Here is a 26,250-nt window from a genome sequence, read left to right as displayed (position 1 = left end):
CTAGAGTCGGAACATCAGCGTCGGCATCATGACGTCCGGGGATTGGATAGGTTTCCGTAACTTATCCCGCTCTCGACTACGCTAGTAGCGACGACGACGTCGGCTTTTTCGTACTTGGTGTACAGCCAGAGTCCAAGCAGTCAGATTCCCTGCAGATCGCTTCACCCAAAGGAGCATATCCATGGCGCTTATCGATGCCATCCACGCCCGCGAAATCCTCGATTCCCGTGGCAACCCGACCGTAGAAGTTGAAGTCCTGCTCTCGGACGGCCAGATCGGCCGCGCAGCAGTTCCCTCCGGCGCTTCCACCGGCGAGCACGAGGCCGTTGAACTCCGCGACGGCGACAAGGGCCGCTACCTCGGCAAGGGCGTCCAGAAGGCCGTCGACGCGGTCATCGACCAGATCGCCCCGGCCCTGACCGGCTTCGACGCGACCGACCAGCGCAGCATCGACCAGGCCATGATCGACCTGGACGGCACGCCCAACAAGGGCAAGCTCGGCGCCAACGCCATCCTGGGCGTGTCCCTGGCCGTGGCCAACGCTGCCGCCGCCTCCGCCGACCTGCCGCTGTACAAGTACCTCGGCGGCCCCAACGCGCACGTCCTGCCCGTGCCGCTGATGAACATCCTCAACGGCGGCTCGCACGCCGACTCCGACGTGGACATCCAGGAATTCATGATCGTCCCGATCGGCGCCGAGACCTTCTCCGAGGGCCTGCGCTGGGGCGTCGAGGTCTACCACAACCTCAAGTCCGTCCTGCAGGCCAAGGGCCTGTCCACCGGCCTGGGTGACGAGGGCGGCTTCGCGCCGAACCTGCCGTCCAACCGTGCGGCCCTGGACCTGATCCAGGAAGCCATCAAGAACGCCGGCTACACCCCGGGCAAGGACATCGCCCTGGCCCTGGACGTCGCCTCCTCCGAGTTCTTCAAGGACGGCGCCTACCAGTTCGAAGGCAAGGCACTTTCCGCCACCGAGATGAGCGCCTACTACGCCGAGCTCGTCGCCGACTACCCGCTGGTCTCCATCGAGGACCCGCTGGACGAGAACGACTGGGAAGGCTGGAAGACCCTCACCGACAGCATCGGCGACAAGGTCCAGCTCGTGGGCGATGACCTCTTCGTCACGAACCCGGCCATCCTGCAGCGCGGCATCGACACCAAGACCGCTAACTCGCTGCTCGTCAAGGTCAACCAGATCGGTTCCCTGACCGAGACGCTGGACGCCGTGTCACTGGCCCAGCGTGCCGGCTACACCACCATCACCTCGCACCGCTCCGGCGAAACCGAGGACACCACCATTGCTGACATCTCCGTTGCCACCAACGCGGGACAGATCAAGACCGGTGCCCCGGCACGCTCCGAGCGTGTGGCCAAGTACAACCAGCTGCTGCGCATCGAAGAGGAACTCGACGACGCCGCACGGTACGCCGGCCGCAGCGCCTTCCCGCGTTTCAAGGGCTAGTTAGCCGCGAAAACCGGTAACCGGTGGCTATGGTTGAAAGACCATGGCCACCGGTTCTGTTTTTGGTCCGCTTTTGAAGGAGTGACATGGCTACCCGACGCCCCAATGTTCCCCGGGCTACGCCTGCCGCCAAGCCCGGGCCAGCAGGCTTGGGGGCAACAGCCGACGGCGGCGAGGTCATCCAGGCGGACTTTGGCGGCTCCCGCAGCGGCGCAGCGACGACGCCGGCCACGCCCCCGGGCGCTGCGCCTGCCCCGCCGCGTGCGTCAGCACCCGCAGCGGGCAAGCCGGCCGCCAGCAGTTCCGGGGCCGCATCTCCCGCCAAACCCCGCCCCGCAGCAGCACCGGCAGGAGCACCCGCAAAGCCCGCGACCCGCCCGGCGCCCGGGAAGGCCGGCGGCAGGGCCAGCGGCAAGACCCCGAGCCGGACCGCCGCAGGGGGTCCGGACGAGTCCCTCGACCCCGTGCCGGCCAAGGCGTTCTCGGGCCGGTTGCTTGCCCTGGGTGTCGTCATGATTGCCATCACCATCCTGCTGGCCCCCACGGTCAAGATCTTCGTGGACAAGCGCGCCGAAATCGCGGCGCTGCAGGCCGACATCGCGGCCAAGCAGACGAAGCAGGAGGACCTCAGACGCCAGGTGTCGCGGTGGCAGGATCCCAACTATGTGAAACAGCAGGCCCGCGACCGCATTAACATGGTTATGCCCGGAGAGACGGGCTACTGGGTATTCGGCAGCGATCTTCCTGCCGCACAGTCCGGTGGCGCGGCGGGTGCAGCATCAGCACAAGACCCGGCCAACCTGCCCTGGGTGGACGCCCTCTGGGAGTCCGTCAGGCGATCGGCAACAGACTAGAAGCGGCGCCCGCCGCCGGATTGTCCCGCGGACAATCCGGAACAGGGCAGGAAGGTGCCACTCCCGTGGACGAGAACCGAGTGGACCAGAACCGAGCGGACGAGACCACCCCTGTGCAGACAGCCAAGACCCCGGCGCCACGGCACAGGGCAAGCGCCCCGGAGGGCCTCGCCCAGCCATCGCCGCACGACCTCGAGGTCCTCAGCCGCCAGCTGGGCCGGCCCGTGCGCGACGTCGTCGAAATCCCGGCCCGCTGCGTCTGCGGGAACCCGCTGGTCGCCGCCACTTCGCCGCGGCTCAGCAACGGGACGCCGTTCCCCACAACGTTCTACCTCACCCACCCGGTGATCACGTCGGCGGTATCGCGGCTGGAGGCCGCCGGGCTGATGAACGAAATGAATGACCGGCTCGCCGCCGACGCCGGCCTCGCGGCCCGGTACCGCGCCGCCCACGAGGCATATCTGGCCTCCCGTGCCGAGATCGGCGCGCGCTCCGGCATCGGGGCCGTTCCTGAAATCGACGGCGTCTCCGCCGGCGGAATGCCGACGCGCGTCAAATGCCTGCACGTCCTCGTGGGGCATTCGCTGGCCGCCGGCCCGGGCGTAAACCCGCTAGGGGATGAGTCGATCGCGGCCATCGCCGAATGGTGGACCGCGGACCGGTGCTACTGCGACGGCGCCTGGGACACCAGCGGCGAGGTCCCGTCCCAGGACCTCAGCCGCCACGGACCGCAAGGCCTTCCGGAGATCGTGGGCCGGCCCGCGCCGGTCCGCCAGTCCCGCGGCGCCGACGCCACAGCCGACACTGCCGGCGCGGCTGGCGCCGCCGGCGCGGGGGAGTCCCAGTGACCCGGGTCGCGGCCGTAGACTGCGGCACCAACTCGATCCGCCTGCTGATCGCTGATATGAACACAGATGCGGGCACAGGCGGCGCAACAGGGCAGCCCACGCCGCGGCTGACGGACATCGTGCGGGAAATGCGCGTGGTCCGGCTGGGCCAGGGCGTGGACTCCACGGGTGAACTGGCCCAGGAAGCGCTCGAGCGCACCTTCGCCGCGACCAGGGACTACGCTGACCTCATCCGCGAGCACGGCGCCGAAAAGGTGCGCTTCGTGGCCACCTCCGCCACCCGCGATGCCCGCAACCGCCAGGTCTTCGTCGACGGCATCCGCGCCATCCTCGGCGTCGAACCCGAGGTGATCACCGGCGACGAGGAAGCCGCGCTGTCCTTCGCCGGCGCCAGCAGTGTCCTGCCCTCCCGCGGCGAGGACCCCGTGCTGGTGGTAGACCTCGGCGGCGGAAGCACGGAGTTCGTGCTGGGCAACGCCGACGGCGTCATCGCCGCCCGCTCGGTCGACGTCGGCTGCGTCCGGATGACCGAACGGCACCTGCGCAGCGATCCGCCCACCGCGGAACAGATCGCAGCAGCAGAGGCCGACGTCGACGCCGCCATCAGCGAGGCGGCACGAACCGTTCCGCTGGAACGCACCACCGCCGTCGTCGGCGTGGCCGGCTCGGTCACCACCATCACGGCGCATGCGCTGCGCCTGCCGGAGTACTCGCCGGCCGCGATCCATGGCACCGAGCTGGACCTGGACGCGGTCCGCAAGGCCTGCACCGAGCTGCTCGAAATGACCCGGGCGGAGCGGGCCGCGCTGCCGTACATGCACCCCGGGCGGGTGGACGTGATCGGCGCCGGCGGCCTCGTTTGGCGGCGGGTCCTGCAACGCCTGGCCGAGGTCACCGGCGGGCGCATCACCACGGCCGTGAGCAGTGAACACGATATTCTTGACGGAATTGCCCTCAGCATCCGATGATCCCGCCCCAGCAGGTGTGCCCAGCGCGCGCCCGTACCGCTGGTGCATCCGCCGATAGGACCTGAATGACCAGAGCAACAGCCCGGCGCCGCCGGACCGCCTCCGCGTTGATGGCCTTGGCCCTCGCCGGCGGGGCGTCCACGGCGGCGCTGACCCTGGCCGCGCCCGCCTACGCCGACTCCTGGCGGGACAAGGAATACTGGCTCGCCGAATCCGGCATCACCAAAGCCTGGGATGTTTCCAAGGGAGCCGGCGTCAAAGTCGCCGTCATCGATAGCGGCGTGGACGGCGGGCATCCGGACCTGGCTGGCGTGCTCGCCGGCGGCGCGGACATCTCCGGCGCCGGCAATGCCAACGGCGAGGGGAGCATCGGCGCCAAACCCGAACACGGCACCCTCGTGGCCACCATGCTCGCCGGGCGCGGGCATCAGCCGCCCGAAGCGACTGCCAAACCGAGCGCCAGCGCACCTGGCTCTGCCGTCGGCCCGACCGTTGGCCCGGACGGAGTCGTCGGCGTCGCCCCGGAAGCCCAGCTACTGTCCGTGTCCACCTGGCTCGGTTCCGCCAACCCGGGCGGCAAGAGCGACCAGGACCAGATCCCGGAGGCCGTGCGGTGGGCTGTGGACAACGGCGCCCGCGTCATCAACATCTCCCTCGGCAGCACGTCGCCGGAATGGCCGCAGAGCTGGGACGCGGCATTCCTGTACGCCGAACAGAAGGACGTCGTGATCGTCGCCGCCGCAGGCAACCGGGTGGGCGGCAACGTCCAGGTCGGCGCCCCGGCCACCATCCCCGGTGTCCTCACGGTCGCAGGCCTGGACCGCACGGGCGCGGCCAGCATCGACTCCTCCTCCCAGGGCATCAGTATCGGCGTCGCAGCTCCCGCCGAGGACTTGGTCGGCGGCCTGCCGGCCGGCGGCTACGCCGAGTGGGCGGGCACCTCCGGAGCCACGCCCATCGTTTCCGGCGTCGCGGCCCTGATCCGCTCCAAATGGCCCGAGATGTCCGCGAGCCAGGTCATCAACCGGATCGTCAGCACGGCCAAAGACGCCGGGGTGCCAGGGAAGGATCCGCTTTACGGCTTTGGTGTGCTGAACGCCGAAGCGGCCCTCAAAGCCGATGTCCCGGAAACGAAAGTCAATCCGCTGGGGTCCATTTCGGACTGGATCCGGGTCCACCGGCGCGGAAACCTCGCCACGACTGCACCGGCTGCCGCGCCCGCGCCCTCCAGCGCTGCGCCCACCCTGCCCGAAGCGACCGTGCCCGTCGCGGGGAAGCCGTCCCAGCTGGACAGCGCCGTGCCGGCCGCGGTGGTCCTGGGCTTCGGTTCCCTGCTCGTGGGAATCGTTGTGGCCGCCGCCTTCCAGCTGCGGGCCGCCATGCGCACGCCAAAGAACGGGCCGGACGGACCCGACAGGGCCGAACCCGAGTCGGCCAATCCGGTGGACTCCGGCAGCCCGTCATAGTTAGTGAAGGTTTTCACAAACTACTGTATTCTTGAGGCATGGCATCCTCCCTTCAGCTCCAGGACCGTCCCCGGGTACTCGTCGTCGGCGGCGGGTACGTCGGCCTGTATGTAGCCCTCAAACTTCAGAAAAAGATCGCGAATGCAGGTGGCATCGTCACCCTCGTGGATCCGCTGCCCTACATGACCTACCAGCCCTTCCTGCCGGAAGTTGCCGGCGGCAACATCGAGGCGCGCCACGCAGTCGTCTCGCACCGCCAGCACCTGAAGCAGACGGAACTCATCCAGGGCCGCGTCACCTCGATCGACCACGCCAACCGCAAAGCCGTGGTGGCACCCTCCGACGGTGGCGACACCTTCGAGATTCCCTACTTCGACGTCGTGCTGGCCGCTGGCGCCATCACCCGCACGTTCCCGATCAAGGGCCTCGCGGAAAAGGGCATCGGCCTGAAGACCATCGAAGAGGCCGTCGCTCTGCGCAACAAGGTACTCGAGCGGATCGAGACCGGTTCCCTCATGACGGACCCCGTTGAGCGCGCCCGCGCCCTGACGTTCGTCGTCGTCGGCGGCGGCTTCGCCGGCATCGAGTGCATCACCGAAATGGAAGACCTCGCCCGCGCCGCGGTCAAGAACAACCCGCGCATCAAGCAGGAGGAAGTCCGCTTCGTCCTGGTCGAGGCGATGGGCCGCATCATGCCCGAGGTCACGGCACCGCAGGCCGAATGGGTCGTCGAACACCTGCGCAGCCGCGGCATCGAGGTCCTGCTGAACACCTCCCTCGACAACGCCGAGGGTTCCCTGAAGCTCATCAACCTCCCGGACAAGAGCCCGGCCCAGGAGTTCGAGACTGACACCCTGGTCTGGACTGCCGGTGTGCAGGCCAACCCGATGGTCCGCTCCACCGACTTCCCGCTCGAGCCGCGCGGCCGCGTCCGCGTGCTGGCCGACCTTCGCATCGCAGGCGACGAGGGCATCATCGAGAACGCCTGGGCTGCCGGCGACGTCGCGGCTGTCCCCGACCTCACGGGCAGCGGTCTGCCGGACGGCACCTGCGTGCCGAACGCCCAGCACGCGCTGCGCCAGTCCAAGCGCCTGGCCAAGAACCTGTGGGCCTCCCGCTGGGACAAGCCGCTCAAGGACTACAAGCACAAGAACCTGGGCGCCGTGGCCGGCTTCGGCGAATGGAAGGGCGTGGCGAACATCAACCTGGTTGGCCGCATCGGCCTCAAGGGCCCGCTGGCCTGGCTGGCACACCGTGGCTACCACGGCATGGCCATCCCCACGGTGGAGCGCAAGATCCGCGTGATCTCCGGCTGGGTGTGGGCCTTCTTCCTGGGCCGCGACACCACGCAGCTGATGGATCTGGACAACCCGCGCGGCGCCTTCGTGGCCGCAGCGACGCCGGCCCCGAAGCCTGCCGCTGCTCCCGTTGCCGGCACGCCTGCGGACACCGCGAAGAGCGACACTGCCAAGAACGACGCCAAGGAAGCTGTTCCGGCCGACTCCAAGTAGCCTGATCCGAGCTTTCGACGGCGGCCGTTCCCCTCAGGGGGAGCGGCCGCCGTTTTCGTGGCGGGCAACCGCAGGGGCGCCCGAGCGGACAGGTGTGCAGGACCCGCGCCTAGACTGGCTCCATGACAGCTGAAAAGGACCTGCACACCCTCCTGGCCACCATGCACCCCGAACTGCGCGAGGGCGAATACGTCTACGCCCTGTGGCCGCACGGCAGGCCCCTGGCCGGGGCCATCGCGGCCGCCGTCCGTGAGGCGGAAGGGCTGACCGTCGTGCTGCCGCGGGACGAAGCGGACAGTCTGGGGCTCTCCTACGACTTCGTCGCGGCCTGGATCACGCTCCAGGTGCACTCCTCGCTGGAGGCGATCGGCCTGACCGCAGCCGTCAGCGCCGCCCTGACCGAGGCGAAGATCAGCTGCAACGTCCTGGCCGGCTTCCACCATGACCACCTGCTGGTGCCGGTGGCGGATACCGAACGGGCGTTGGAGGTACTGCACGAACTCGTCGCGGCCCATGGGGAGCACAAACCGGCACCGGAACTCGTGCTGCGCAGCGAGGAGCCAGCGGACCGTCCGGCCATCCTCGCCCTCACAGCCGCCGCGTTTGCCATCTCGCCCGCCACCGGGCTGCACATCGACGGCGAACCCGACGAAGTGAAGCTGCTGGCCCGGTTGTTCGAGTGCCAGCAATACCTGCCGGATTTCAGCGTCGTTGCGGAACTCGACGGCGAAATCGTGGGGTATGTGATCAGCACCCGCGGATGGGTGGGCGAGCTGGAGCTGCTCGGGCTCGGGCCGATCGGGGTGGTGCCGCGGCTGCAGCGCCACGGCATCGGCACCGCGCTCATGAACGAGACCGTGGCCCGGGCCAACACCGCGGGGGAGCGGGGGATCGCGCTGCTGGGCAGCCCCGAGTATTACTCCCGCTTCGGCTTTGTCCCGTCCACGTCGCTCGGGGTGGCGCCGCCGGAGGCCGGCTGGGCCGCGCACTTCCAGCTGCTCCCGCTCGCCGTCTGGCCCGGCGGCGTGAGCGGCACCTTCCGCTACGCGGACCCTTTCGCGGGCTGATCCGCCCGGCGACGGGATACCATGGACCGGGCGCCCCAGTAGCCCAATTGGCAGAGGCAGCGGACTTAAAATCCGCGTGTTGTGGGTTCGAGTCCCACCTGGGGCACAGTGTTGCGCGCCGCCCTGCCGCGCCCCGGGTCCGCCGCCCTGCCGCGCCCCGGGTCCGCCGCCCTGCCGCGCCCCGGCAGCCGAGCGGACTGGCCCCCGGCGTCCCCTTGCCCGGCTGGGCGTTCCAGGCCGTCGCCCCGCCAAAACAGCCGCCAAAACAGCCTCTGAAACCGTCCAGATTTCCTCTATGCAACGAGTGTTATAAGGATGTGACCGTAGTCACTTATTTTCACGTCGAAATTGCACTAGCTTGAAGTGGAATCAGGAACACCTGATCTTTCGCGTCAAAGGCCGTTCGCACCTTTAGATCGAGGAGCTTGTACATGACTTCACTCCCACGGGTTGCGCCCCGCGTCGCTAAGCTCACAGTGCTTAGCCTCGGCGTCGCCCTTCTGGCTACGGCTTGTGGCGGTTCGCCTGCCCCGAGTTCGTCGGGATCCAGCTCAGCCGCGGCCGCGGGAATCGCGTGCCCGGCACCCAGCGCCACCGGCGGCGGTACCAGCGCTGCCGGCGAAGCGGGCACTGTGCCCGCTTCGGCCACCACCACCCCCACACCCCTGAAGATCGGCTCGCTCCTGCCGACGACGGGTTCGCTGGCCTTCCTCGGCCCGCCCGAAATTGCAGGTGTCAACCTCGGCATCAAGGAGGTCAACGATGCCGGCGGCGTCCTGGGCAAGCCGGTCGAGGTCATCCACCGTGACTCCGGCGACACCAAGACCGACATCGCCACTCAGTCCACCACGGCACTGCTCGGACAGGGCGTCAGTGCAATCGTCGGCGCAGCCTCCTCGGGTGTCTCCAAGACCGTGATCAACCAGATCACCGGTGCCGGCGTCGTCCAGTTCTCCCCGGCCAACACCTCCCCGGACTTCACCGCGTGGGATGACAAGGGCCTCTACTGGCGCACCGCCCCCTCGGACGTGCTCCAGGGCAAGGTCCTCGGCAACTACATGGCCACCTGTGGCGCCCAGACTGTCGGCATGATCGTCCTGAACGACGCCTACGGAACCGGCCTTGCAAAGAACGTCCAGTCCGCTTTCGAGGCAGCCGGCGGCAAGGTTGTTGCCCAGGAACTCTTCAACGAGGGCGATTCCCAGTTCAGCAGCCAGGTGGACAAGGTTCTCGCCGCCAAGCCGGACGCCATTGCCCTGATCACCTTCGACCAGGCCAAGAGCATCGTTCCGCTGATGACGGGCAAGGGCGTCAAGCCGACCCAGATCTTCATGGTGGACGGCAACATGTCCGACTACAGCAAGGACTTCCAGCCGGGAACCCTGAAGGGCGCCCAGGGCACCATCCCGGGTACCTTCGCCAAGGATGACTTCAAGAAGAAGCTCCTGACGATCGACCCCGCGTTGAAGGACTACAGCTACTCCGGCGAGTCCTACGACGCCGTGAACCTGATCGCACTCGCTGCCGAAGCCGCCAAGAGCACCAAGGGCACCGACATCGCAGCCCAGCTCAAGGCAGTCTCTGAAGGTGGAGAGAAGTGCAACACGTTCCCGACCTGTGTCACCCTGCTCCGCAACGGTAAGGACATCGACTACGACGGCCAGTCCGGCCCCGTATCGTTCTCCGACGCCGGCGACCCGACGGAAGCCTACATCGGCATCTACGAGTTCCAGGATGACAACACCTACAAGCCGGTCAAGGAAGAATTCGGCAAGCTGTAAGCCGCTTCCTCCCGACTAACAAGAGACCCCCGTCCAGCCCGGACGGGGGTCTTTTGCGTCCGGGGCAGCGTCCGTGCGGGCCAGGCGTCACGCACAGCAGCCTTTTGGCCGGCGTTGGACAGCTCGACGCCGGAATTCCGGCTGCGCCCTCAAGGTGCCCGCCCATAACTCTGCGCCGCGTGACGCCGTCGCCGTCCTGCCGGGAGAGCGGCCGGTGAGACAAACGCTGAGGGCGACGGAGGCGCCCGGACGGTACCACCGGGCCCGAACCCGGAGCCAACTACGCTGGGCACGCAGAAGGGCCGCCACCGGCTGGTGACGGCCCTTGCGGGGATACTGCCCGAGGCGCTATTCGACGGTGTCTGCGAGCGTCCCCAAGTAGAGCTGGATGACCTTGGGATCCTTCATGAGTTCCCGGCCAGTACCGGTGTACGCGTCCTTGCCCTGGTCCAGCACGTAGGCGCGGTCGCAGATCTGCAGGCAGCGGCGCGCGTTTTGCTCCACCATGATGACGGAGACGCCGGCCCGGTTGATCTCGTGGACCCGGAGGAAGGTCTCATCCTGCTTGACAGGGGAGAGGCCCGCGGAGGGCTCATCGAGCAGCAGTACGGCCGGGTCCATCATGAGGGCCCGTCCCATGGCGACCATCTGGCGTTCGCCGCCGGAGAGCGAGCCTGCCCGCTGGGCGCGCCGTTTGGCGAGCTCCGGGAACAGTTCGGAGACAAAGTCGAACCGTTGAGCGAAGTCCTTGGGCCGCTGGAACATGCCCATCTGCAGGTTTTCCTCGATGGTCAGGGCGGCGAACACGTTGTTGTTCTGCGGAACGAAGCCGACGCCCTTGCTGACCAGCTTGTTGGCCTTGAGTCCGGTGATGTCCTGCCCGCGGACCACCACCGAGCCGGAGTGGACCTTGACCAGGCCAAACATGGCCTTCAGCAGCGTGGACTTGCCGGCGCCGTTGGGGCCGATGATGCCGATCAGCTCACCCTTGCGGGCCTCGATGCTGCAGCCGTTGAGGATATTGACGCCGGGGATGTAACCAGCCACCAGATCGGTGACCTTCACGACCGAGTCGCCATCGAAGGCGGGCTGGGCGGCCGGTGCCGCGCTGGTGGCGCTCATTCTTTGTCCTTCTCTGTGCGGTTTGGCTCTTCGGCGCGGTTCGGCTCTCCGGCGCTGCGGCGGCCGCGCGTCGTCCCGTTCGCCGCCGCTTCCTCCGCCTCGGTGGTGAGGACGTCGGCGGAGATGATGCCGGCGTTTTCAGTGCCGACAATCGATTCCTCGTCGGCGACCAGCTCCGCGGCCAGTTCCTTGATGCCCTCGGCGTCGCCGAGATCGACGTCGTGGTGGGCGCCGAGGTAGGCGTCGATCACGGCGGGGTTCTTCATGACCTCGGCGGGAGGCCCTTCCGCGACGATCTTGCCCTCGGCCATCACGACCACCCAGTCGGCGATGTGCCGGACCATGTTCATGTCGTGCTCGACGAACAAGACGGTCATGCCCTCGGCCTTGAGGTTCTTGATGTGGTCCAGCAGCGACTGCGTCAGCGCAGGGTTGACGCCGGCCATCGGCTCGTCGAGCATGACAAGCTTGGGCCGGACCATGAGTGACCGGGCCATTTCCAGCAGCTTCCGCTGCCCGCCGGACAGCGACGCCGCGTAGTCGTCCTTCTTGGCGTCCAGTTTGAACTTCTCCAGCAGCACGTTCGCTTCCTGGGTGATCTTCTTTTCCTGGCCGCCCCAGATGCCCTTGAACAAGGCCTTCGACAGTCGTTCGCCGGACTGGCTGGAGGCGCCGAGGCGCATGTTCTCCATCACGGTGAGCTTGCCCATGACCTTGGTGAGCTGGAAGGTGCGGACCATCCCCATCCGGGCCACCTTGTAGGAGGAGACGCCGGCGATGTTGTTGCCCTCGAACTGCCATGTACCCGAGTTCGGGGTGTCGAATCCCGTCAGCAGGTTGAACAAGGTGGTCTTGCCGGCGCCGTTGGGGCCGATCAGTGCGGTGATTTTGTGCCGCGGGATTTCGAGGTACTGGACGTCGACGGCGTTGATGCCGCCGAAGGTGCGGGTGACGTTCTCCGCCACCACGATCGGATCACGCTTCTTGCAACCGGGCGCGATCTCCCCGGCGGCGATCGGACGGTTGTCCGTCATATAGTCGATTTCTTCCGACGTGCGGGGTTCGTCCCGTGACTCTTCGCTTGGAAGGCTCATGCGAATGCCAGCTCCTTTTTATTGCCGAGAACGCCCTGGGGCCTGAAGATCATCAGCAGCATGAGCGCCACGCCGACCAGGATGTAACGCAGCTGCCCGGCCTGGACCGTGTTCAGCCACGTGATGGTGCCGGACTCGATCAGGCCGTAGAGGATGCCCTGGGTGAGCGAGAGCACCACCCAGAAGATCATGGCCCCGACCACCGGGCCGAGCACAGTGCCGAGCCCGCCGAGCAGCAGGCAGGTGTAGAGGAAGAACGTCAGTTCCGTGCCGTAGTTGGCAGGCTGCACCGCGCCGCGGGGAATCGTGAAGATCATGCCTGCCAGGGCACCGAGCGCGCCGCCGATGATCAGGGACTGCATCTTGTAGGCGTACACGTTCTTGCCGAGCGAGCGGACGGCGTTCTCGTCCTCTCGGATGCCCTTGAGTACCCGGCCCCAGGGGCTTCGCATCAGCAGCCAGACCAGGGTGCAGAAGACTGCTACGACTGCCCAGGCGACCACCCGGATGAAGAAGTCGCGGTTGTTCATGCCAATGTAGGTTCCCGGCGGGAAGGGGTTCATGGCGTAGAAATCGCCCTCGAAGGCGGCGAGGCCGTTGGCCGAGCCGGTGATGGCGGTCAGCTGGTTGGTCGTGACGATGTAGCGCACGATTTCGGCCGCCGCGATCGTCACGATGGCCAGGTAGTCCGCCCGCAGCCGCAGCGTCGGGATGCCGAGCAGCAGGGCGAAGATGGCGGAGGCGACGACGGCGACGAGCAGTCCGACGAAGAACGGCACATGGAACGTCAGGGTGGAGATGGCGAAGCCGTAGGCCCCCACTGCCATGAAGCCTGCCTGGCCGAAGTTGAGCAGGCCGGTGTAGCCGAAGTGGACCGCGAGGCCGAGGGTGGCCAGGGCGTAGGCAGCTGTCGTCGGGCTGAAGAGTTCGCCGGCGGCGCTGGAAAATATGAATCCGAAATCCATGGCTGTCTCCTAACCCACGCGCTCGCGGCGGCCCAGAATGCCCTGAGGGCGGAACAAGAGGACAACAATCATGATGAACAACGCTCCCACGTATTTGAGGTCGGCTGCGAGGCCGAACACGGTGGTCAGCTCAACGAAGATGCCGACGATGATGGAACCGACCAGGGCGCCCCAGACTGTGCCGAGGCCGCCGAGGGTGACGCTGGCGAAGATGAGCAGCAGGATCTGCGAGCCCATGTCGAAGGTGACGCCGGGCCGGTAGTAGGCCCAGAGGATGCCGCCGAGGGCGGCGAGCATGCCGCCGACCACCCAGACGATCCGGATGACGGAGTCGACGTCGATGCCGGAGGCTGCGGCCAGCGCCGGGTTGTCGGCCACCGCGCGGGTGGCCTTGCCGAGGCGGGTCTTGAGCAGGACGACGCCGAGGGCGGCGATCACGACGGCGCTGACGAGGAGGGACAAGAGGTTGTTGGGGGAGATGGAGATCGGGCCGATCAGGATTTCCACGCTCTGGGCGAACGGCAGTTGCTGGGTGGCGCCGCCGAAATAGAACTGGATTATGTAGCGCACGGACAGGGCGAGGCCGATGCTTACGATCATCATCGGAACAAGCCCAGTTCCGCGGCGCCGCAGCGGCTTCCACAGGCCCGCGTCCTGGACGTAGCCGAACAATCCGCCGCCGATGACGGCCAGGATGACGGCCAGCCAGAACGGCAGGTGCATCTGGTTGAAGGCGAACACCAGCACCGCGCCTATGGTGACCATTTCTCCGTGGGCGAAGTTCGTCAGGCCGGTGGTGCCGAAGATCAGGGACAGGCCCACGGACGCGAGGGCGAGCAACAGGCCGAAGCTCAGGCCTGCCACCAGCCGGTTGAGCAGGTTTTGCATGAAGTTCTGCTGCTCCACGACAATGCCCTTGCCAAAGGTGAAGATCACCGAGAGGTTTGAGGTCTGGCTGAAGGTGACGTTGCGGGGGTTCTCCTGGCCCTCGGCCAGTTTGATGCCCTGCGGAAGCGTGGATTCATCGAGTTTGACCTCGTAGGTTCCCTGGGTGGGGACGCCGATGGTCCAGGCGCCGTTGGCTCCCGATTTCGTGGTTCCCGTGAAATCGCCGCTCGTGGCGGTGATGGTTACCCCGGGGATCGGTGCGCGGTCGTCGCCGCGCAAGAAGCCGCTGATGCTGTTCGTGAACTGTGTCGCCGACGGGGATGGTGTCGGTGAAGGGGTCGTGGCGCTGGACGCCGGGGCCACGATGAGCAGTAGCGCAGCCATGGCGGCAAATACTGCCCCCACAGCCCTCAATAGTCTGCCGCGCCGTCTCTGCGACAGGCCGCTCGTTGTGCTTCTCAAATTGAAAACCTCCACATGGGGGTGCTGTGGGTTGCGCCTTTGCAACCGTTGCGAACGGTCAGGGGACGAGCGTCTCAAAATACGATCACTCGTTGTGATGTCCGTCACCCTGTGTGGCCTATGCTACAGCCCGGGCGAGGCAATGAATGCCGCTGCGAGCAGGCAGAACGTCGCGATCGGATAACAACCGTGTAGTCGCGGAGATACCTTGCTGTAGCCCAGCTAAAGAAAACTTTTGTTGATTCCGAGTATGCCTAAACAGTGGCCGGTCCGCGCGGCAAATCCAAGCTTTTTCCAAGTCCTCCGGCGCTATGGTGCGAAGAGCGCCAGAACCGGAATCCGGAACCGGAGGCCGGAACTTTCGGCCCGAGCCGGCGCTGATGGCAGGGTCCGATCTTGGAGGGCCGACGGATGAACAGGGTGGTCAAGCTGTGCCTCGCGGGTTCGCTTGTGCTGGCGATCCTGGGCCTTCCGGCGCTCAGCCTCGGCCCCGAGACCGCCGGGGCGCAGGCCTGCGTTCCCTCCACAGAGGCACTCACCGACCCCTATCCGGGAATCATGGCCGCGGCATCCAGCTTCGAGGCGGGCACCCTGGACGGGTTCGGGATCTCCACGGCCGGGACGGGAAATGCCTCGGTGTCCACCGGGCTGTCGCACTCCGGGAACTGTGCCGCCCTCCTGCACACCACCGCTGGGCCCGGCTCCATCGCCAGGCTGACTGTGGGCCTGACCCCCGGGACCACCGAGGCGTATGCGGACGGATGGTTCAATATCGCCGCCGAGGGAATGGCGGGAAACAATGTTCCCTACTTCCGGTTCTTTGCCGGCGGCGTCCGCGTCCTGGATGTCTTCCGGCAGAACATCTCCCATGAGTTGGTGCTCCGTACCTCGTCATCCGCGGGGTTCGCCTACACCACGCTGCGGCGGGACGTCCCCACTGACTCCTGGCACAGGCTGGTCATGCACGTGGTCCCCAACGGTCCCGGGACCAACGTCCAAATCTGGTGGGACGGTCGCTCGGTCTACGTGGGCACCGTCAGTATTTCCGCGACGACGCTTGACACGCTCCAGCTTGGCTCCGAACACGATCAGCAAATGGCCGACATCTACATCGACGACGTCATTGTCAACAGCGGCACGGGAACGCCGGCCCCGGTTCCCGGGCCGCTCCCGGAGCCGAAGGGGGACCCGTCGAAGCGGTTCGACGATTTCCGCGGTGACGGACAATCCGGCCTGCTGGCGGCCGGCACTGGCGCGAGCCGCACGGGGCGGCCATGGCGGCAGGCGTCCGCGCGGACATCCTGGGCCTGAGGACCCGGCTGATTAGGTCACGGTTCGGTTGCGGCGGCCCCACAGGGGAACTATCCCTCCCCGTCGGCCGTGGGAATTGGTAGCGTGAATATATAGAAGCCCCTTTTTGTGTAATCCGCATCGCACCGGAACATCACCCACCCCCTTATTTTGGAGGACACCCGCAATGGCACATGGCGGAAACCCGATCTTCAGCGGAAAGAATTTCCGCGAAGCCACCCAGGCACCGCCTGCCCCGCAGGCTCCGTATGGCCAGAACCCCTATGGCCAGAACCCGTATGGCCAGGCCCCGGGCCAGGGCGGATGGAATTCGGCGCAGCAGGGCATGACCCAGGAACAGCTTCAGGACCTGTACAACCGCCCGGCGGCCGGCCCGGCTGACATCGGCCGGATGACGTACGACGACGTCATCGTCAAGACCGCCGCGTGCCTCGGCATCCTGATCGTCGGTGCCGCAGTGGCGCTCGCCGTCCCGCAGGGCACGGGATCCATGCTGATGATCCTCGGGTCCCTCGGCGGCTTCGCCCTCGCGATGGTCAATACGTTCAAGAAGCAGCCGTCCCCCGGACTGATCCTGGCCTACGCGCTGCTCGAAGGATTCTTCCTCGGCGGCCTGACCCGCATCCTCGACAACCTGTTCCCGGGAGTCGGCATCCAGGCCGTCGTCGGGACGCTTTCCGTCTTCGCCGTGACGCTCGTGCTGTTCAAGAGCGGCAAGGTCCGGGCGACGCCCAAGCTCATGCGGTTCTTCATGATCGCCCTGATCGGCTATGCGGTGTTTGCGCTCGTCAACGTCGTCATGATGATGACCGGGGCCGTGACCACGCCGTTTGGCCTGAGCACCAGCGTGGAGATCATGGGTATCCCGCTCGGCGTCTTCATCGGCTTCCTGGCGATCGGCCTGGCCGCCTTCTCCCTGATCATGGACTTCACGTCCATCGAGGCGGCCATCAGCGCCGGGGCCCCGCAGCGGTTCTCCTGGACCGCAGCCTTCGGCCTCACGGTCACGCTGGTCTGGCTCTACGTCGAGATCATCCGACTGCTGGCCATCCTCCGCGGCGACGAGTAACCGGCGTCGTTCCTGACCGCCCCTGATTTCCCACGTGGAGCCCCGCCCAACGGCGGGGCTCCACGTGTTTGCGGCCGCTGGCGGCTGCTGCAACGCCTCAGTTGCATGCCGTCAGCTGAGCCGCTCGAACACAACCGCCATGCCCTGGCCGCCGCCGACGCACAGCGTGGCCAGGCCGAGGGAGGCGTCCCGGGCGCGGAGCCCGTTGAGCAGCGTGGTGGTCATGCGTGCGCCGGTCATCCCGAAGGGGTGGCCGAGCGCGATGGCGCCGCCGTGGACATTGAGCTTCTCCGGATCAATGCCGAGTTCCCGGGCACTGGCCACCACTTGGACCGCGAACGCTTCGTTGAGCTCCACGAGGTCGATGTCCCCGATGCCCAGCCCGGCGATCGCGAGCGCCCGGCGGGTCGCTTCCACCGGGCCCATGCCCATCAGCTCCGGGGACAGGGCACTGACCCCGGTGGAGACGATCCGGGCGAGCGGCTCGAGGCCCAGCTCGCGGGCGCGCGAGTCACTCATGACCACGACGGCGGCTGCCCCGTCATTGAGCGGACACGCGTTCCCGGCCGTCACGGTGCCGCCGGAGCGGAAGACCGGCTGCAGCGCGCCGACGGCTTCCGCGCTCACACCGGGACGCGGTGAATCGTCGCGGTCCACCACCGAGCCGTCAGCGCGGGTGTACGGCGTGATTTCGCGGGCGTAGAACCCCGAGGCGATGGCCGCCTCGGCCCGGTTCTGGCTGAGTACCGCCCAGGCGTCCTGCTCCGCGCGGGTGATGCCGTAGCTTGTGGCGACGTTCTCCGCCGTCTGGCCCATGGCGATGTACACGTCCGGCATCCGGCCGCCCAGCCGCGGGTCGGTCCACGGGGTGTTGGAGGCCGCGCGGGCCTCGGTGCGTTTCCGGGCCGCCTCGAAGCGCGGATTGTGCGTGCCCGCGTCGGTCTCGCCGGCACCGGCCCATTCCCGGTAGCGCGAGACCGCCTCCACACCGGCGGCCACGAACGCCTGGCCTTCTCCGGCTTTGACGGCGTGGAATGCCATCCGGAGCGTCTGCAGGCTGGAGGCACAAAAACGGTTGATGGTGGCGGCCGGAACGTTGTCCAGCCCGGCCAGGATGCTGACCACGCGGGCCATGTTGGAACCGGCCTCGCCGCTGGGTTCGGCGCACCCCAGATAGATGTCGTCCAGGCCGCGGCCCGGTCCGGCGGCGGCGTCGAACCCCGGAATCCCGGCGAGGGCAGCCGTAATCATGGCGGCGGCGAGATCGTCCGGCCGCTCGTCTTTCAGGGACCCCTTGAAGGCGCGCCCGATCGGGCCCCGGGCGGTGGAAACGATGACAGCTTCAGGCATGCGCCCAGACTACGCCCCGCCTATGCCAGCCGCATGGCCCCTGCCGCGGGACTGACGCTGAAGATCTCCGGCGCGGCATACCCGGCCCGGGCGAACGCCCGTTCGACGGCGGCACGCACCCGCTGTGCCGATCCCGCCGGGGTCAGGGCGATCGCGGAGCCGCCGAACCCGCCGCCAGTCATGCGGGCCCCGATCGCGCCGGCCGACCGCGCCGTGTCCACGGCAAGGTCCAGCTCGGCGCAGGAGATCTCGAAGTCATCGCGCATCGAGGCATGGGACGAGTCCAGCAGGGGGCCGATGGCGGCCGGGCCCAGGGTGTCCAGCAGCTCCACCGTCTGCAGGACGCGGCGGTTCTCGGTGACGACATGCCGGAGGCGGCGGAACGTCTCCTGGTCCAGAAGCCCGCTGGCCTTCTCGAGGTCCTCGAACCCGACGTCGCGCAGCGCCGGCACACCGAGGACCTCGGCGGCGAGTTCGCACGATGCCCGCCGGGCCGCGTACCCGCCGTCGGCGTGGGAATGGGACACCCGGGTGTCGATGACCAGCAGCACCAGCCCGGCGGCGTCGGCGTCGAACGGCACCAGCCGGACACTCTGGTCCCGGCAGTCGAGGAAGACGGCATGGCCGGCCGTGCCCCGGAGCGAGGCGGACTGGTCCATGATGCCGGTGGGCGCGCCGACGAAGTTGTTCTCCGCCCGCTGGGTGGCCAGGACCATGTCCTGCGCGGACAGGCCGGCGCCCATGAGCTCATTCAGGGCCGAAATCACGGCGCATTCGATGGCGTGGGAGGACGACAGGCCGGCTCCGCGGGGGACATCCGAATCGAGTAGCAGGTCCACTCCGGGAACCAGGAGGCCCTGCTGCCGCAGTGCCCAGATGACCCCGAGCGGGTACTTGGTCCAGCCCTTGGCGCTGGCGCGGGCCAGCGTGCCGGTGTCCGCGGTGGTCAGCCCCTGGTTACCAAACGTGGAGAGCATCCTCATGGTGGAATCCGGCCGGACCCTGATGGCCACCCGGGCTGCCCGGTCAATGGCAAACGGCAGGACGAAGCCCTCGTTGTAATCAGTGTGCTCGCCGATGAGGTTGACGCGCCCCGGCGCCCGCCACACGCCGTCGGGCCGGGCACCGAAGACCGTCTCAAACCGGGCGGCGAGCCCGCTGCTGTCCAGGGGAGGGTTCATGGCCGGGCGCCGGCGGTGCTGAAAGTCATGGATCCAAGGTATACGCGTTGCCGGGCGGGTCTGTACGGTGGTCACCATGGATCTCACAGCGACTCATTCTGCTTCCGGCCCCGATGACACCATGCGGCGGTACGCGACCGGGCGGCAGTACGAGCTCCGGCGCGGCGACGCCCTGGCCATTGTCACCGAACTTGCCGCCGGGCTGCGGCTCTACAGCCGCGGCGGGACCGCCCTAACGGAGAGCTATGGCGATGCCGAGATCCCGCCCGGCGCCGCCGGAATAACCCTGGCGCCCTGGGCAAACCGGGTGGAAGACGGTGTCTGGTACCTCAACGGCAAGAAGCTCCAGCTCGACATCACCGAGGTCTCGCGCAACAACGCCAGCCACGGGCTGCTGCGGAATTCCTCCTACGATCTCGTGGACGAGGACGAGTTCTCCGTGACCCTGGAAGCGGCGGTCTTCCCGCAGCACGGCTACCCGTTCCTGCTCAGGCACCGGGTCCGCTACGAATTGGCGGAGGACCTGGGGCTGGTGGTGCGCCAAACCCTGATCAATGACGCCCAGGACCCCGCGCCGTTCGTGCTTGGCGCACACCCGTACCTGCGGCTGGGCGACGTGCCCAGCGAGGACCTCACCGTGAGCGTGGACGCCCGGACCCGGCTGGTGGCCGATGACCGCCTCATCCCGCGCAGCACCGAGCCGGTCGGCGGCGACTTCGACCTGCGCGGCGGGCGGCCCGTGGGGACACTTGACCTCGATTCGGCCTATACGGACCTGGACTTCGACGGCGGCGTCGCCCGGCACACGCTGCGGTCACCGGACGGGCGGACGGTAAGCCTGTGGCAGGACGCGAACTGCGGTTACGTCCATGTCTTCGTAACGACCGAGTTTCCGGGCCGGTCGAAGGCCGTCGCGATCGAGCCGATGACCGGACCGGCCAACGCCTTCAACAGCGGCGAGGGCCTGCGCTGGCTCGCGCCGGGGGAGCAGTTCTCCATGACCTGGGGCATCTCGGCCTCGCTGACGGCCACTGCAGGCTGACCCGGCGGGCCGGACCGGCGGACCGGACGGGCGGACCGGTCGGGCCGACCCCACAGGCTGACCCGGCGGGCCGGACCGGCGGACCGGTCGGGCCGGCCCCACCAGCTGGCCCGGTGGGCCGACTCCACCAGCTGGTTTCCTATTAATCGGCCTCTGCGGAATCATGGGGCTATGACGCCAGCTGAGGACGCCGCACCCGCCACAAGCCCTTCCCTTTCCGCGGCCGGGACCGGGGTACGTGCCGGGGCCCGGCCACGGACCGACCGGGAGATCGACCAGGACATTCCCTACGGCGTGCGGATCGCCGCCGCCTGGGCATGGCGCGGCGGGCTCATCCTGCTCGTGATCGGGCTGCTGGTCTGGCTGCTCAGCCACGTCAGCTTCCTCATCATCCCCGTCATGGTGGCCGCCCTCCTCTCGGGGCTCCTCAGCCCTGCGGTGCGCTGGATGGCCAAACGCAGCGTGCCCAAGGGGCTCGCCGTCGCCATCACGGTGCTCGGCTTCATCGGCATCATCATCGGTGCGCTGACCCTGGTCGGGCGCCAGCTCATGCAGGGCTTCGGCGAGCTGTGGTCCCAGGCGCTCACGGGCGTGCAGCAGGTCCAGACCTGGCTGTCGGAAGGCCCGCTCCACCTGACGGCCGCACAGATCGACAAGTACATCGAGGACGCCACCGCCGCGCTGCAGAACAACAGCAGCAGCATCCTCAGCGGGGCCCTGACGTTCGGGAGCACAGCCGGGCACTTCGCCGCCGGCCTGGTCCTGGCGCTGTTCATCCTGATCTTCTTCCTGCTCGAAGGTGACAGGATCTGGGCCTTCCTCGTCAGCCTCATGCCCCGGAAGGCCCGCCGCGCCACGGACGGCGCGGGCCGCCGCGGCTGGACCTCCATGGTCAGCTACGCACGCATCCAGATGTTCGTCGCGTTCGTGGACGCCGTGGGAATCGGCGTCGGCGCCGCCATCATCGGCGTGCCGCTCGCGCTGCCGCTTGGCGTGCTGGTCTTCCTCGGTTCCTTCATCCCGGTGGTCGGCGCGCTGGTCACGGGAGCCATCGCCGTGCTGCTGGCGCTGGTCGCCAACGGGCCCGTCAACGCCCTCATCATGCTGGCGATCGTGCTCGGCGTCCAGCAGCTCGAAAGCCACATCCTGCAGCCGCTCGTCATGGGCAAGGCCGTCTCCCTTCACCCCGTGGCCGTGATCCTGTCCGTCGCGGCGGGCTCCTACCTCGCCGGGATCCCCGGCGCGCTGTTCTCCGTTCCGATCCTGGCCGTAGCAAACTCGTCGATTCGCTACATTGCGGGCAGAACGTGGGAACATGATGAAGTGCTGGCAACCGCGGGACCACAGGGCAGCCCTGCCCCCGAACCCGGCGCAGACACCACCTTCACAGACGTCCACCTGCCGGGCGGAACCCCCGGCGGCGAGGGCGCCGCACCCAACAGCGGTGCTCCGGGCAGCGATGCCGGACGGGGCACCGACGCCTGATCCAAAGAAGGAGAACAGTTCGTGAATACCCTTGAGAGCCTGCCCGTCACGCTGGACGATGTCCTGGAGGCGCAGAAGCTGCTCGACGGGATTATTACGCGGACACCCGTGGAATCATCGCGTGCCCTCGGCGCCACGGTGGGCGGCGAGGTCTTCCTCAAGTGCGAAAACCTCCAGCGCGCCGGTTCCTTCAAGGTCCGCGGCGCCTATGTGCGGATGGCCAAACTCTCCGACGCCGAAAAGAAGCGCGGCGTCGTGGCGGCCTCCGCCGGAAACCACGCCCAGGGTGTGGCTGTCGCAGCCAAGAGCCTCGGCATCAAGGCCCGGATCTACATGCCGCTCGGCGTCGCATTGCCCAAGCTCGCCGCCACCCGCAGCCACGGCGCCGAGGTGGTGCTGCACGGCCACAATGTGGACGAGGCATTGGCCGAAGCCAAGCGGTACGCGGATGAAAGCGGCGCCGTCTTTGTCCACCCCTTCGATGACGTGGACGTCGTCGCCGGCCAGGGGACCGTGGGGCTGGAGATCCTCGAACAGGTCCCCGACGTCGACACCATCCTGATGGGTGTCGGCGGCGGCGGCCTCCTCGCGGGCGTGGCCGTCGCGGTGAAGGCGCGCGCCAAGGAACTCGGACGCGACATCCGCATCATTGGCGTCCAGGCCGAAAACGCTGCCGCCTACCCTCCCTCGCTCGCCGCGGACGCCCTCGTCCCGCTCAAGAAGGTGTCCACCATGGCCGACGGCATCGCCGTGGGCCGGCCGGGCCAGCTGCCGTTCAGCATCATCCGCGAGCTCGTCGACGACGTCGTCACCGTCAGCGAAGACGCCCTGGCCCGGGCGCTGATCTTCCTGCTGGAGCGCACCAAGATGGTGGTGGAACCTGCCGGGGCCGTCGGCGTCGCGGCGCTCATGGAAGGCAAGATCGAAAATCCCGGAACCGTTGCGGTGGTTCTCTCGGGCGGCAACATCGACCCCATGCTGATGCTCAAGGTCATCCAGCGCGGCCTCTCCGCCGCCGGCCGGTACATGACCGTGCGGATGATGCTCGATGACCGGCCGGGCTCGCTCGCCACGATCGCCCGCATCATCGCCGAAAACGACGCCAACGTCACGGGCCTGGACCATACCCGGGTGGGCGGCTCCATCAGCATGGGCGACGTCTCCATCACCGTCAACCTGGAAACCAAGGGCCACGAGCACTGCAGCCAGGTCCTCGCGGCGTTGCGCGCCGAGGGTTTCCAGCCGATCGTGGTGCACTAGGGGCCATGATGACGGACGCGTTCTCGGTGGGGCCGCCGCCGGAGGGGGACAGCACCGCGGTGCGTGCCCGCCGGGGACTCCTGGTGGTGGGCTCCTTCGTGGTGCTGCTGTACCTGATCGAGATCGTCAACACCGCCTTGTTCCACTCCCTGAACCGCACGTTCGGGCTGCGGCCGCGCAGCCCGGACGGGATCCTGGACATCCTGACGTTTCCGCTGCTGCACTCCAGCCTTGCCCACCTGATGTCCAACACGCTCCCGCTGATCATCTTCGGGTTCCTCGTGTTCCTGTCCGGTCGGCGGGTGTTCATAACCGCCCTGGCCGCCAGCTGGCTGGCGTCCGGGCTCGCGGTGTGGCTCATCGGCGGCGCGAGCGTCACGGTCGGCGCGTCCGGGCTGGTGTTCGGACTCTTCGCGTTCCTCCTGGTCCGCGGCTTCATCAACCGGAACTGGTGGCAGATCGTGCTGTCCGTGGTGCTGTTCATGGTCTACGGCGGCATCCTTTTCGGCGTCCTGCCCACCGTGGCCAGTTTCATCTCATGGCAGGCCCACCTGGGCGGGGCGATCGGCGGCGTCGTGGCGGCGCTGCTGCTGAGTACCCGGCGCCCGGGGGCGCTGCCCGCCGGACGCTGAACACCCGGGAAGAGGATCGACCGGGGACGCCCGCCAGGCCGGCCCGCCCGGCTGCCACTGCCAACAGGCGAAAAACACGACGCCGGCCTCCCCGCGAAGGGGAGACCGGCGTCGTTGTTTCGTAAAAGTGTTCCGTCACGGAACAGAGCGAGCTGCTGTCAGCCGGCGTACGGCTTGGCGGACATGATTTCCACAGCGATGTCTTTGCCGTTCGGGGCGGTGTAGCTGAGCTTGTCGCCCTCCTTGTGGCCGACGATGGCCGCGCCGAGGGGGGACTTCTCGCTGAAGACATCCAGGTCCGAGTCGCCGGCGATCTCGCGGGAGCCGAGCAGGAAGGTTTCCTCGTCGCCTGCGATCTTGGCCACGACGATCATGCCGGGCTCGACGATGCCGTCGTCGGCCGGGGACTCGCCGACGTGGGCGTCGCGGAGAAGGGCCGTGAGCTGGCGGATGCGGGCCTCGATCTTGCCCTGCTCCTCCTTGGCAGCGTGGTAGCCGCCGTTCTCTTTGAGGTCGCCCTCCTGGCGCGCGGCTTCGATCTTCTGGACGATTTCTGCCCGGCCGGGGCCGGAAAGGTTGTCCAGCTCTGCCTTCAGGCGGTCAAAAGCTTCCTGGGTAAGCCAAGCCGCAGTTGCGCTGTTGGTGGTAGACACGGACTTCTCCTTTGGGTGGTCATACAAGCAAAGACCCCGCCACGGTGGCCACTTTTATGACGCAGTAACCAGCTCAGCGGGGGAAAGGTATTGATCCATTGTAGTCAATCCTGTGGATAAACCAAAGAGGACTGCGGCGTGGATCACACCGTGTTACAGGAGGTGCTTGTTACAGGAGGTGTTAGGGGCCGCCTCAGACTTAAGTCTACGCGCGGCCCGGCGCATGCCGCGGCCTGTTGTCCGGTGCCTGCCACGGCCTACTGCCCGGCGTGGGGAATCCAGCAGCTGTCCACGACGGCGGAGACCGCCTGGGATTCCGTGCGCAACTGGGCGCGGTGGGCCGTGGTGCGTCCGCCGTCCGTGCCGGCGTCGGCCGCGTTCGGCCCGATGTCCACAACCTTCCAGCCGACAATCGCGAACTTGGAGTCCATGGCCTTCACGGCGCATTTCGCCTCCGCTGCGGGGTCCTTGGTGACCTGGAAGTCGATTTCCGTCAGCGTGGCGTCGCGGGTGCTGTAGCCGACATCCTTGAAGCTGACACTGCCGATGGCCGACGACGTCGACACCCAGGCCAGGAAGGCAATGCCCACGGCGAGGGCGGCCATCAGGATGTTGCGTTTGGCCTTGCGGGACAGCGCGCGCTTTTGGCCGCCGTAACGATTGGTTAGGCTGGTAGGTGCCGGCGCGGCGGGCTGGTCCTCGGAAGTCACCAGTCCAGTTTAGTGTGGATCGGACCGGGTTATTTCCGGGACGGCCGGCCGCACAGGTCAAGCCGCACCCCAACAGAGCACCCCAACAGAGCAGAACAGCAGAAAGAGGAGCCGTCCCACGATGACAGCATCCCCCAGCCCGTCAGCACCGCTTCGCCTGCTGGCGGTCCATGCTCATCCCGACGACGAATCCAGCAAGGGTGCCGCCACGATGGCGATGTATGCCGCCGCCGGCGTGGACGTCCTGGTGGCCACGTGCACCGACGGCTCCCGCGGCGACATCCAGAACCCCGCGATGGAGGGACAGCCGCACCCCCAACGCGACATGGCCGGGGCGCGCCGGCTCGAGATGGATACCGCCGCGAACGTCCTCGGCATCCGGCAGCGCTGGCTCGGCTTCGTCGATTCCGGGCTCCCGGAGGGCGACCCCCTGCCGGCCCTGCCGCCCGGGTGCTTCGCCCTGCAGCCGCTGGAGCGGGCGGCCGCACCGCTGGTCCGGCTGGTCCGGGACTTCAAGCCCCACGTGATCCTCAGCTACGACGAGAACGGCGGCTACCCGCACCCGGACCACATCATGGCGCACCGCGTGGCCGTCGAGGCCTTCGCGGCGGCCGGCGATCCCGCCCGGTACCCGGACGCCGGGGCACCCTGGGAGCCCAGCAAGCTCTACTACGACCGCGCCTTCAGCCCGGACCGCTTCCGCGCCCTCCACGCCGCGCTGGAAGAGTCCGGCCTGCAGTCCCCGTATGCCGAGCGGCTGGCCGCCTGGCTGGAAGCGGACGCCGAGGGGCACACCCCGCCGCCGCCGACGCACCCCACCACCACCCAGATCGAGTGCGGCGACTTCTTCGAAGCTCGCGACGAGGCGCTCCGCTCCCACCGCACCCAGGTGGACCCGGAAGGATTCTTCTTCGCGGTCTCCTCGGCCATGCAGCGCAGGGTCTGGCCGTGGGAGGACTACTCCCTGATCGAGTCCCGGATCCCGGCGGAACTGCCCGAAACGGACCTCTTCGCCGGGCTAAGATAGAGACGAAAGGGCTCTTCTATCCGGTGTAGAAAAGACACTGTA

23 protein-coding genes and 1 tRNA gene are annotated in these 26,250 nt (G+C 67.7%); 16 read left to right on the top strand and 8 right to left on the bottom strand.

Annotated features, from left to right (window positions below; all coding sequences use genetic code 11):
• The first annotated feature begins 181 nt into the window (after positions 1-181).
• From eno to AC1DZQ_RS05335, 9 genes are all read left to right on the top strand, one after another.
• A complete protein-coding gene (gene eno / locus AC1DZQ_RS05375; RefSeq protein ID WP_476883764.1) occupies positions 182-1,462 on the top strand; it encodes a phosphopyruvate hydratase in 1,281 nt (426 codons plus the stop codon).
• Positions 1,463-1,548: 86 nt separating this feature from the next.
• The gene (locus AC1DZQ_RS05370) at positions 1,549-2,316 is read left to right on the top strand and encodes an FtsB family cell division protein (protein ID WP_476962530.1); all 768 of its coding nucleotides are present in this window, start codon (positions 1,549-1,551) and stop codon (positions 2,314-2,316) included.
• A gap of 113 nt (positions 2,317-2,429) precedes the next feature.
• Positions 2,430-3,164: a DUF501 domain-containing protein gene (locus AC1DZQ_RS05365; RefSeq protein ID WP_476962616.1), complete on the top strand. Its 735-nt coding sequence runs from the start codon at positions 2,430-2,432 to the stop codon at positions 3,162-3,164.
• Positions 3,161-4,132: a Ppx/GppA phosphatase family protein gene (locus AC1DZQ_RS05360; protein WP_476962529.1), complete on the top strand. Its 972-nt coding sequence runs from the start codon at positions 3,161-3,163 to the stop codon at positions 4,130-4,132. The genes AC1DZQ_RS05365 and AC1DZQ_RS05360 overlap by 4 nt, the downstream gene beginning before the upstream one ends.
• 65 nt (positions 4,133-4,197) lie before the next feature.
• Entirely contained in the window at positions 4,198-5,598 is a 1,401-nt protein-coding gene (locus tag AC1DZQ_RS05355) for a S8 family serine peptidase (protein ID WP_476962528.1), read from the top strand.
• Between the two features lie 38 nt (positions 5,599-5,636).
• Entirely contained in the window at positions 5,637-7,109 is a 1,473-nt protein-coding gene (locus tag AC1DZQ_RS05350) for an NAD(P)/FAD-dependent oxidoreductase (protein ID WP_476962527.1), read from the top strand.
• 122 nt (positions 7,110-7,231) lie between these two features.
• Positions 7,232-8,176 (top strand): N-acetyltransferase, encoded by a 945-nt coding sequence (locus tag AC1DZQ_RS05345; RefSeq protein ID WP_476962526.1) that lies wholly within the window; start codon positions 7,232-7,234, stop codon positions 8,174-8,176.
• A gap of 32 nt (positions 8,177-8,208) precedes the next feature.
• Positions 8,209-8,282, top strand: a tRNA-Leu gene (locus AC1DZQ_RS05340).
• Between the two features lie 325 nt (positions 8,283-8,607).
• Positions 8,608-9,957: an ABC transporter substrate-binding protein gene (locus AC1DZQ_RS05335; RefSeq protein ID WP_476962525.1), complete on the top strand. Its 1,350-nt coding sequence runs from the start codon at positions 8,608-8,610 to the stop codon at positions 9,955-9,957.
• Positions 9,958-10,305: 348 nt separating this feature from the next.
• Here AC1DZQ_RS05335 and AC1DZQ_RS05330 read toward each other — a convergent pair whose 3' ends face one another.
• From AC1DZQ_RS05330 to AC1DZQ_RS05315, 4 genes are read right to left on the bottom strand one after another with little or no spacing between them, the layout of a single operon-like run.
• Positions 10,306-11,079, bottom strand: coding sequence for an ABC transporter ATP-binding protein (locus tag AC1DZQ_RS05330; RefSeq protein ID WP_476937114.1), 774 nt, complete (start codon positions 11,077-11,079; stop codon positions 10,306-10,308).
• On the bottom strand, positions 11,076-12,173 hold the full coding sequence (locus tag AC1DZQ_RS05325; protein WP_476962524.1) for an ABC transporter ATP-binding protein: 1,098 nt from the start codon (positions 12,171-12,173) through the stop codon (positions 11,076-11,078). Before AC1DZQ_RS05325 ends, AC1DZQ_RS05330 begins: the two co-directional genes overlap by 4 nt.
• Positions 12,170-13,138, bottom strand: coding sequence for a branched-chain amino acid ABC transporter permease (locus AC1DZQ_RS05320; protein ID WP_476962523.1), 969 nt, complete (start codon positions 13,136-13,138; stop codon positions 12,170-12,172). The genes AC1DZQ_RS05325 and AC1DZQ_RS05320 overlap by 4 nt, the downstream gene beginning before the upstream one ends.
• A gap of 9 nt (positions 13,139-13,147) precedes the next feature.
• A complete protein-coding gene (locus tag AC1DZQ_RS05315) occupies positions 13,148-14,410 on the bottom strand; it encodes a branched-chain amino acid ABC transporter permease (protein ID WP_476962522.1) in 1,263 nt (420 codons plus the stop codon).
• A gap of 489 nt (positions 14,411-14,899) precedes the next feature.
• Here AC1DZQ_RS05315 and AC1DZQ_RS05310 point away from each other — a divergent pair, with 489 nt between their 5' ends.
• Positions 14,900-15,799 carry a hypothetical protein gene (locus AC1DZQ_RS05310; protein ID WP_476962521.1) on the top strand — a complete coding sequence of 300 codons (900 nt, stop codon included), beginning with the start codon at positions 14,900-14,902 and terminating at the stop codon, positions 15,797-15,799.
• Positions 15,800-15,965: 166 nt separating this feature from the next.
• Positions 15,966-16,868, top strand: a complete 903-nt coding sequence (locus AC1DZQ_RS05305) for a Bax inhibitor-1/YccA family protein (protein WP_476962520.1) — start codon at positions 15,966-15,968, stop codon at positions 16,866-16,868.
• A 111-nt stretch (positions 16,869-16,979) separates the two neighbouring features.
• On the opposite strand, the gene AC1DZQ_RS05300 is transcribed toward AC1DZQ_RS05305, so the two are convergent.
• Together AC1DZQ_RS05300 and galK are read right to left on the bottom strand one after the other, a co-directional pair.
• Positions 16,980-18,218 (bottom strand): acetyl-CoA C-acetyltransferase, encoded by a 1,239-nt coding sequence (locus AC1DZQ_RS05300; RefSeq protein ID WP_476962519.1) that lies wholly within the window; start codon positions 18,216-18,218, stop codon positions 16,980-16,982.
• A 20-nt stretch (positions 18,219-18,238) separates the two neighbouring features.
• The gene (galK, locus tag AC1DZQ_RS05295; RefSeq protein WP_476962518.1) at positions 18,239-19,399 is read right to left on the bottom strand and encodes a galactokinase; all 1,161 of its coding nucleotides are present in this window, start codon (positions 19,397-19,399) and stop codon (positions 18,239-18,241) included.
• Between the two features lie 76 nt (positions 19,400-19,475).
• Here galK and AC1DZQ_RS05290 point away from each other — a divergent pair, with 76 nt between their 5' ends.
• The 4 genes from AC1DZQ_RS05290 to AC1DZQ_RS05275 all read left to right on the top strand — a co-directional run bounded on the left by AC1DZQ_RS05290 (position 19,476) and on the right by AC1DZQ_RS05275 (position 23,818).
• Positions 19,476-20,441: an aldose 1-epimerase family protein gene (locus AC1DZQ_RS05290; protein ID WP_476962517.1), complete on the top strand. Its 966-nt coding sequence runs from the start codon at positions 19,476-19,478 to the stop codon at positions 20,439-20,441.
• Between the two features lie 171 nt (positions 20,442-20,612).
• Positions 20,613-21,926: an AI-2E family transporter gene (locus AC1DZQ_RS05285; RefSeq protein WP_476962516.1), complete on the top strand. Its 1,314-nt coding sequence runs from the start codon at positions 20,613-20,615 to the stop codon at positions 21,924-21,926.
• 21 nt (positions 21,927-21,947) lie between these two features.
• Entirely contained in the window at positions 21,948-23,186 is a 1,239-nt protein-coding gene (ilvA, locus tag AC1DZQ_RS05280; RefSeq protein ID WP_476883749.1) for a threonine ammonia-lyase, read from the top strand.
• 5 nt (positions 23,187-23,191) lie between these two features.
• Positions 23,192-23,818 carry a rhomboid family intramembrane serine protease gene (locus tag AC1DZQ_RS05275; protein ID WP_476962515.1) on the top strand — a complete coding sequence of 209 codons (627 nt, stop codon included), beginning with the start codon at positions 23,192-23,194 and terminating at the stop codon, positions 23,816-23,818.
• A 158-nt stretch (positions 23,819-23,976) separates the two neighbouring features.
• Here the strand turns inward: AC1DZQ_RS05275 and greA are convergent, their stop codons facing one another.
• Positions 23,977-24,471 (bottom strand): transcription elongation factor GreA, encoded by a 495-nt coding sequence (gene greA, locus AC1DZQ_RS05270; RefSeq protein WP_476962514.1) that lies wholly within the window; start codon positions 24,469-24,471, stop codon positions 23,977-23,979.
• Positions 24,472-24,728: 257 nt separating this feature from the next.
• Positions 24,729-25,181, bottom strand: coding sequence for a DUF4307 domain-containing protein (locus AC1DZQ_RS05265; RefSeq protein ID WP_476962513.1), 453 nt, complete (start codon positions 25,179-25,181; stop codon positions 24,729-24,731).
• A gap of 121 nt (positions 25,182-25,302) precedes the next feature.
• Here AC1DZQ_RS05265 and mca point away from each other — a divergent pair, with 121 nt between their 5' ends.
• Positions 25,303-26,208 carry a mycothiol conjugate amidase Mca gene (gene mca, locus AC1DZQ_RS05260; protein ID WP_476962512.1) on the top strand — a complete coding sequence of 302 codons (906 nt, stop codon included), beginning with the start codon at positions 25,303-25,305 and terminating at the stop codon, positions 26,206-26,208.
• Positions 26,209-26,250: the final 42 nt, after the last annotated feature.

This window comes from Arthrobacter sp. P1_C12_2 (genome assembly GCF_056406415.1).
The sequence above is the reverse complement of the archived record's forward strand: the minus strand, read 5'-3'. Positions and strand labels throughout refer to the sequence as shown.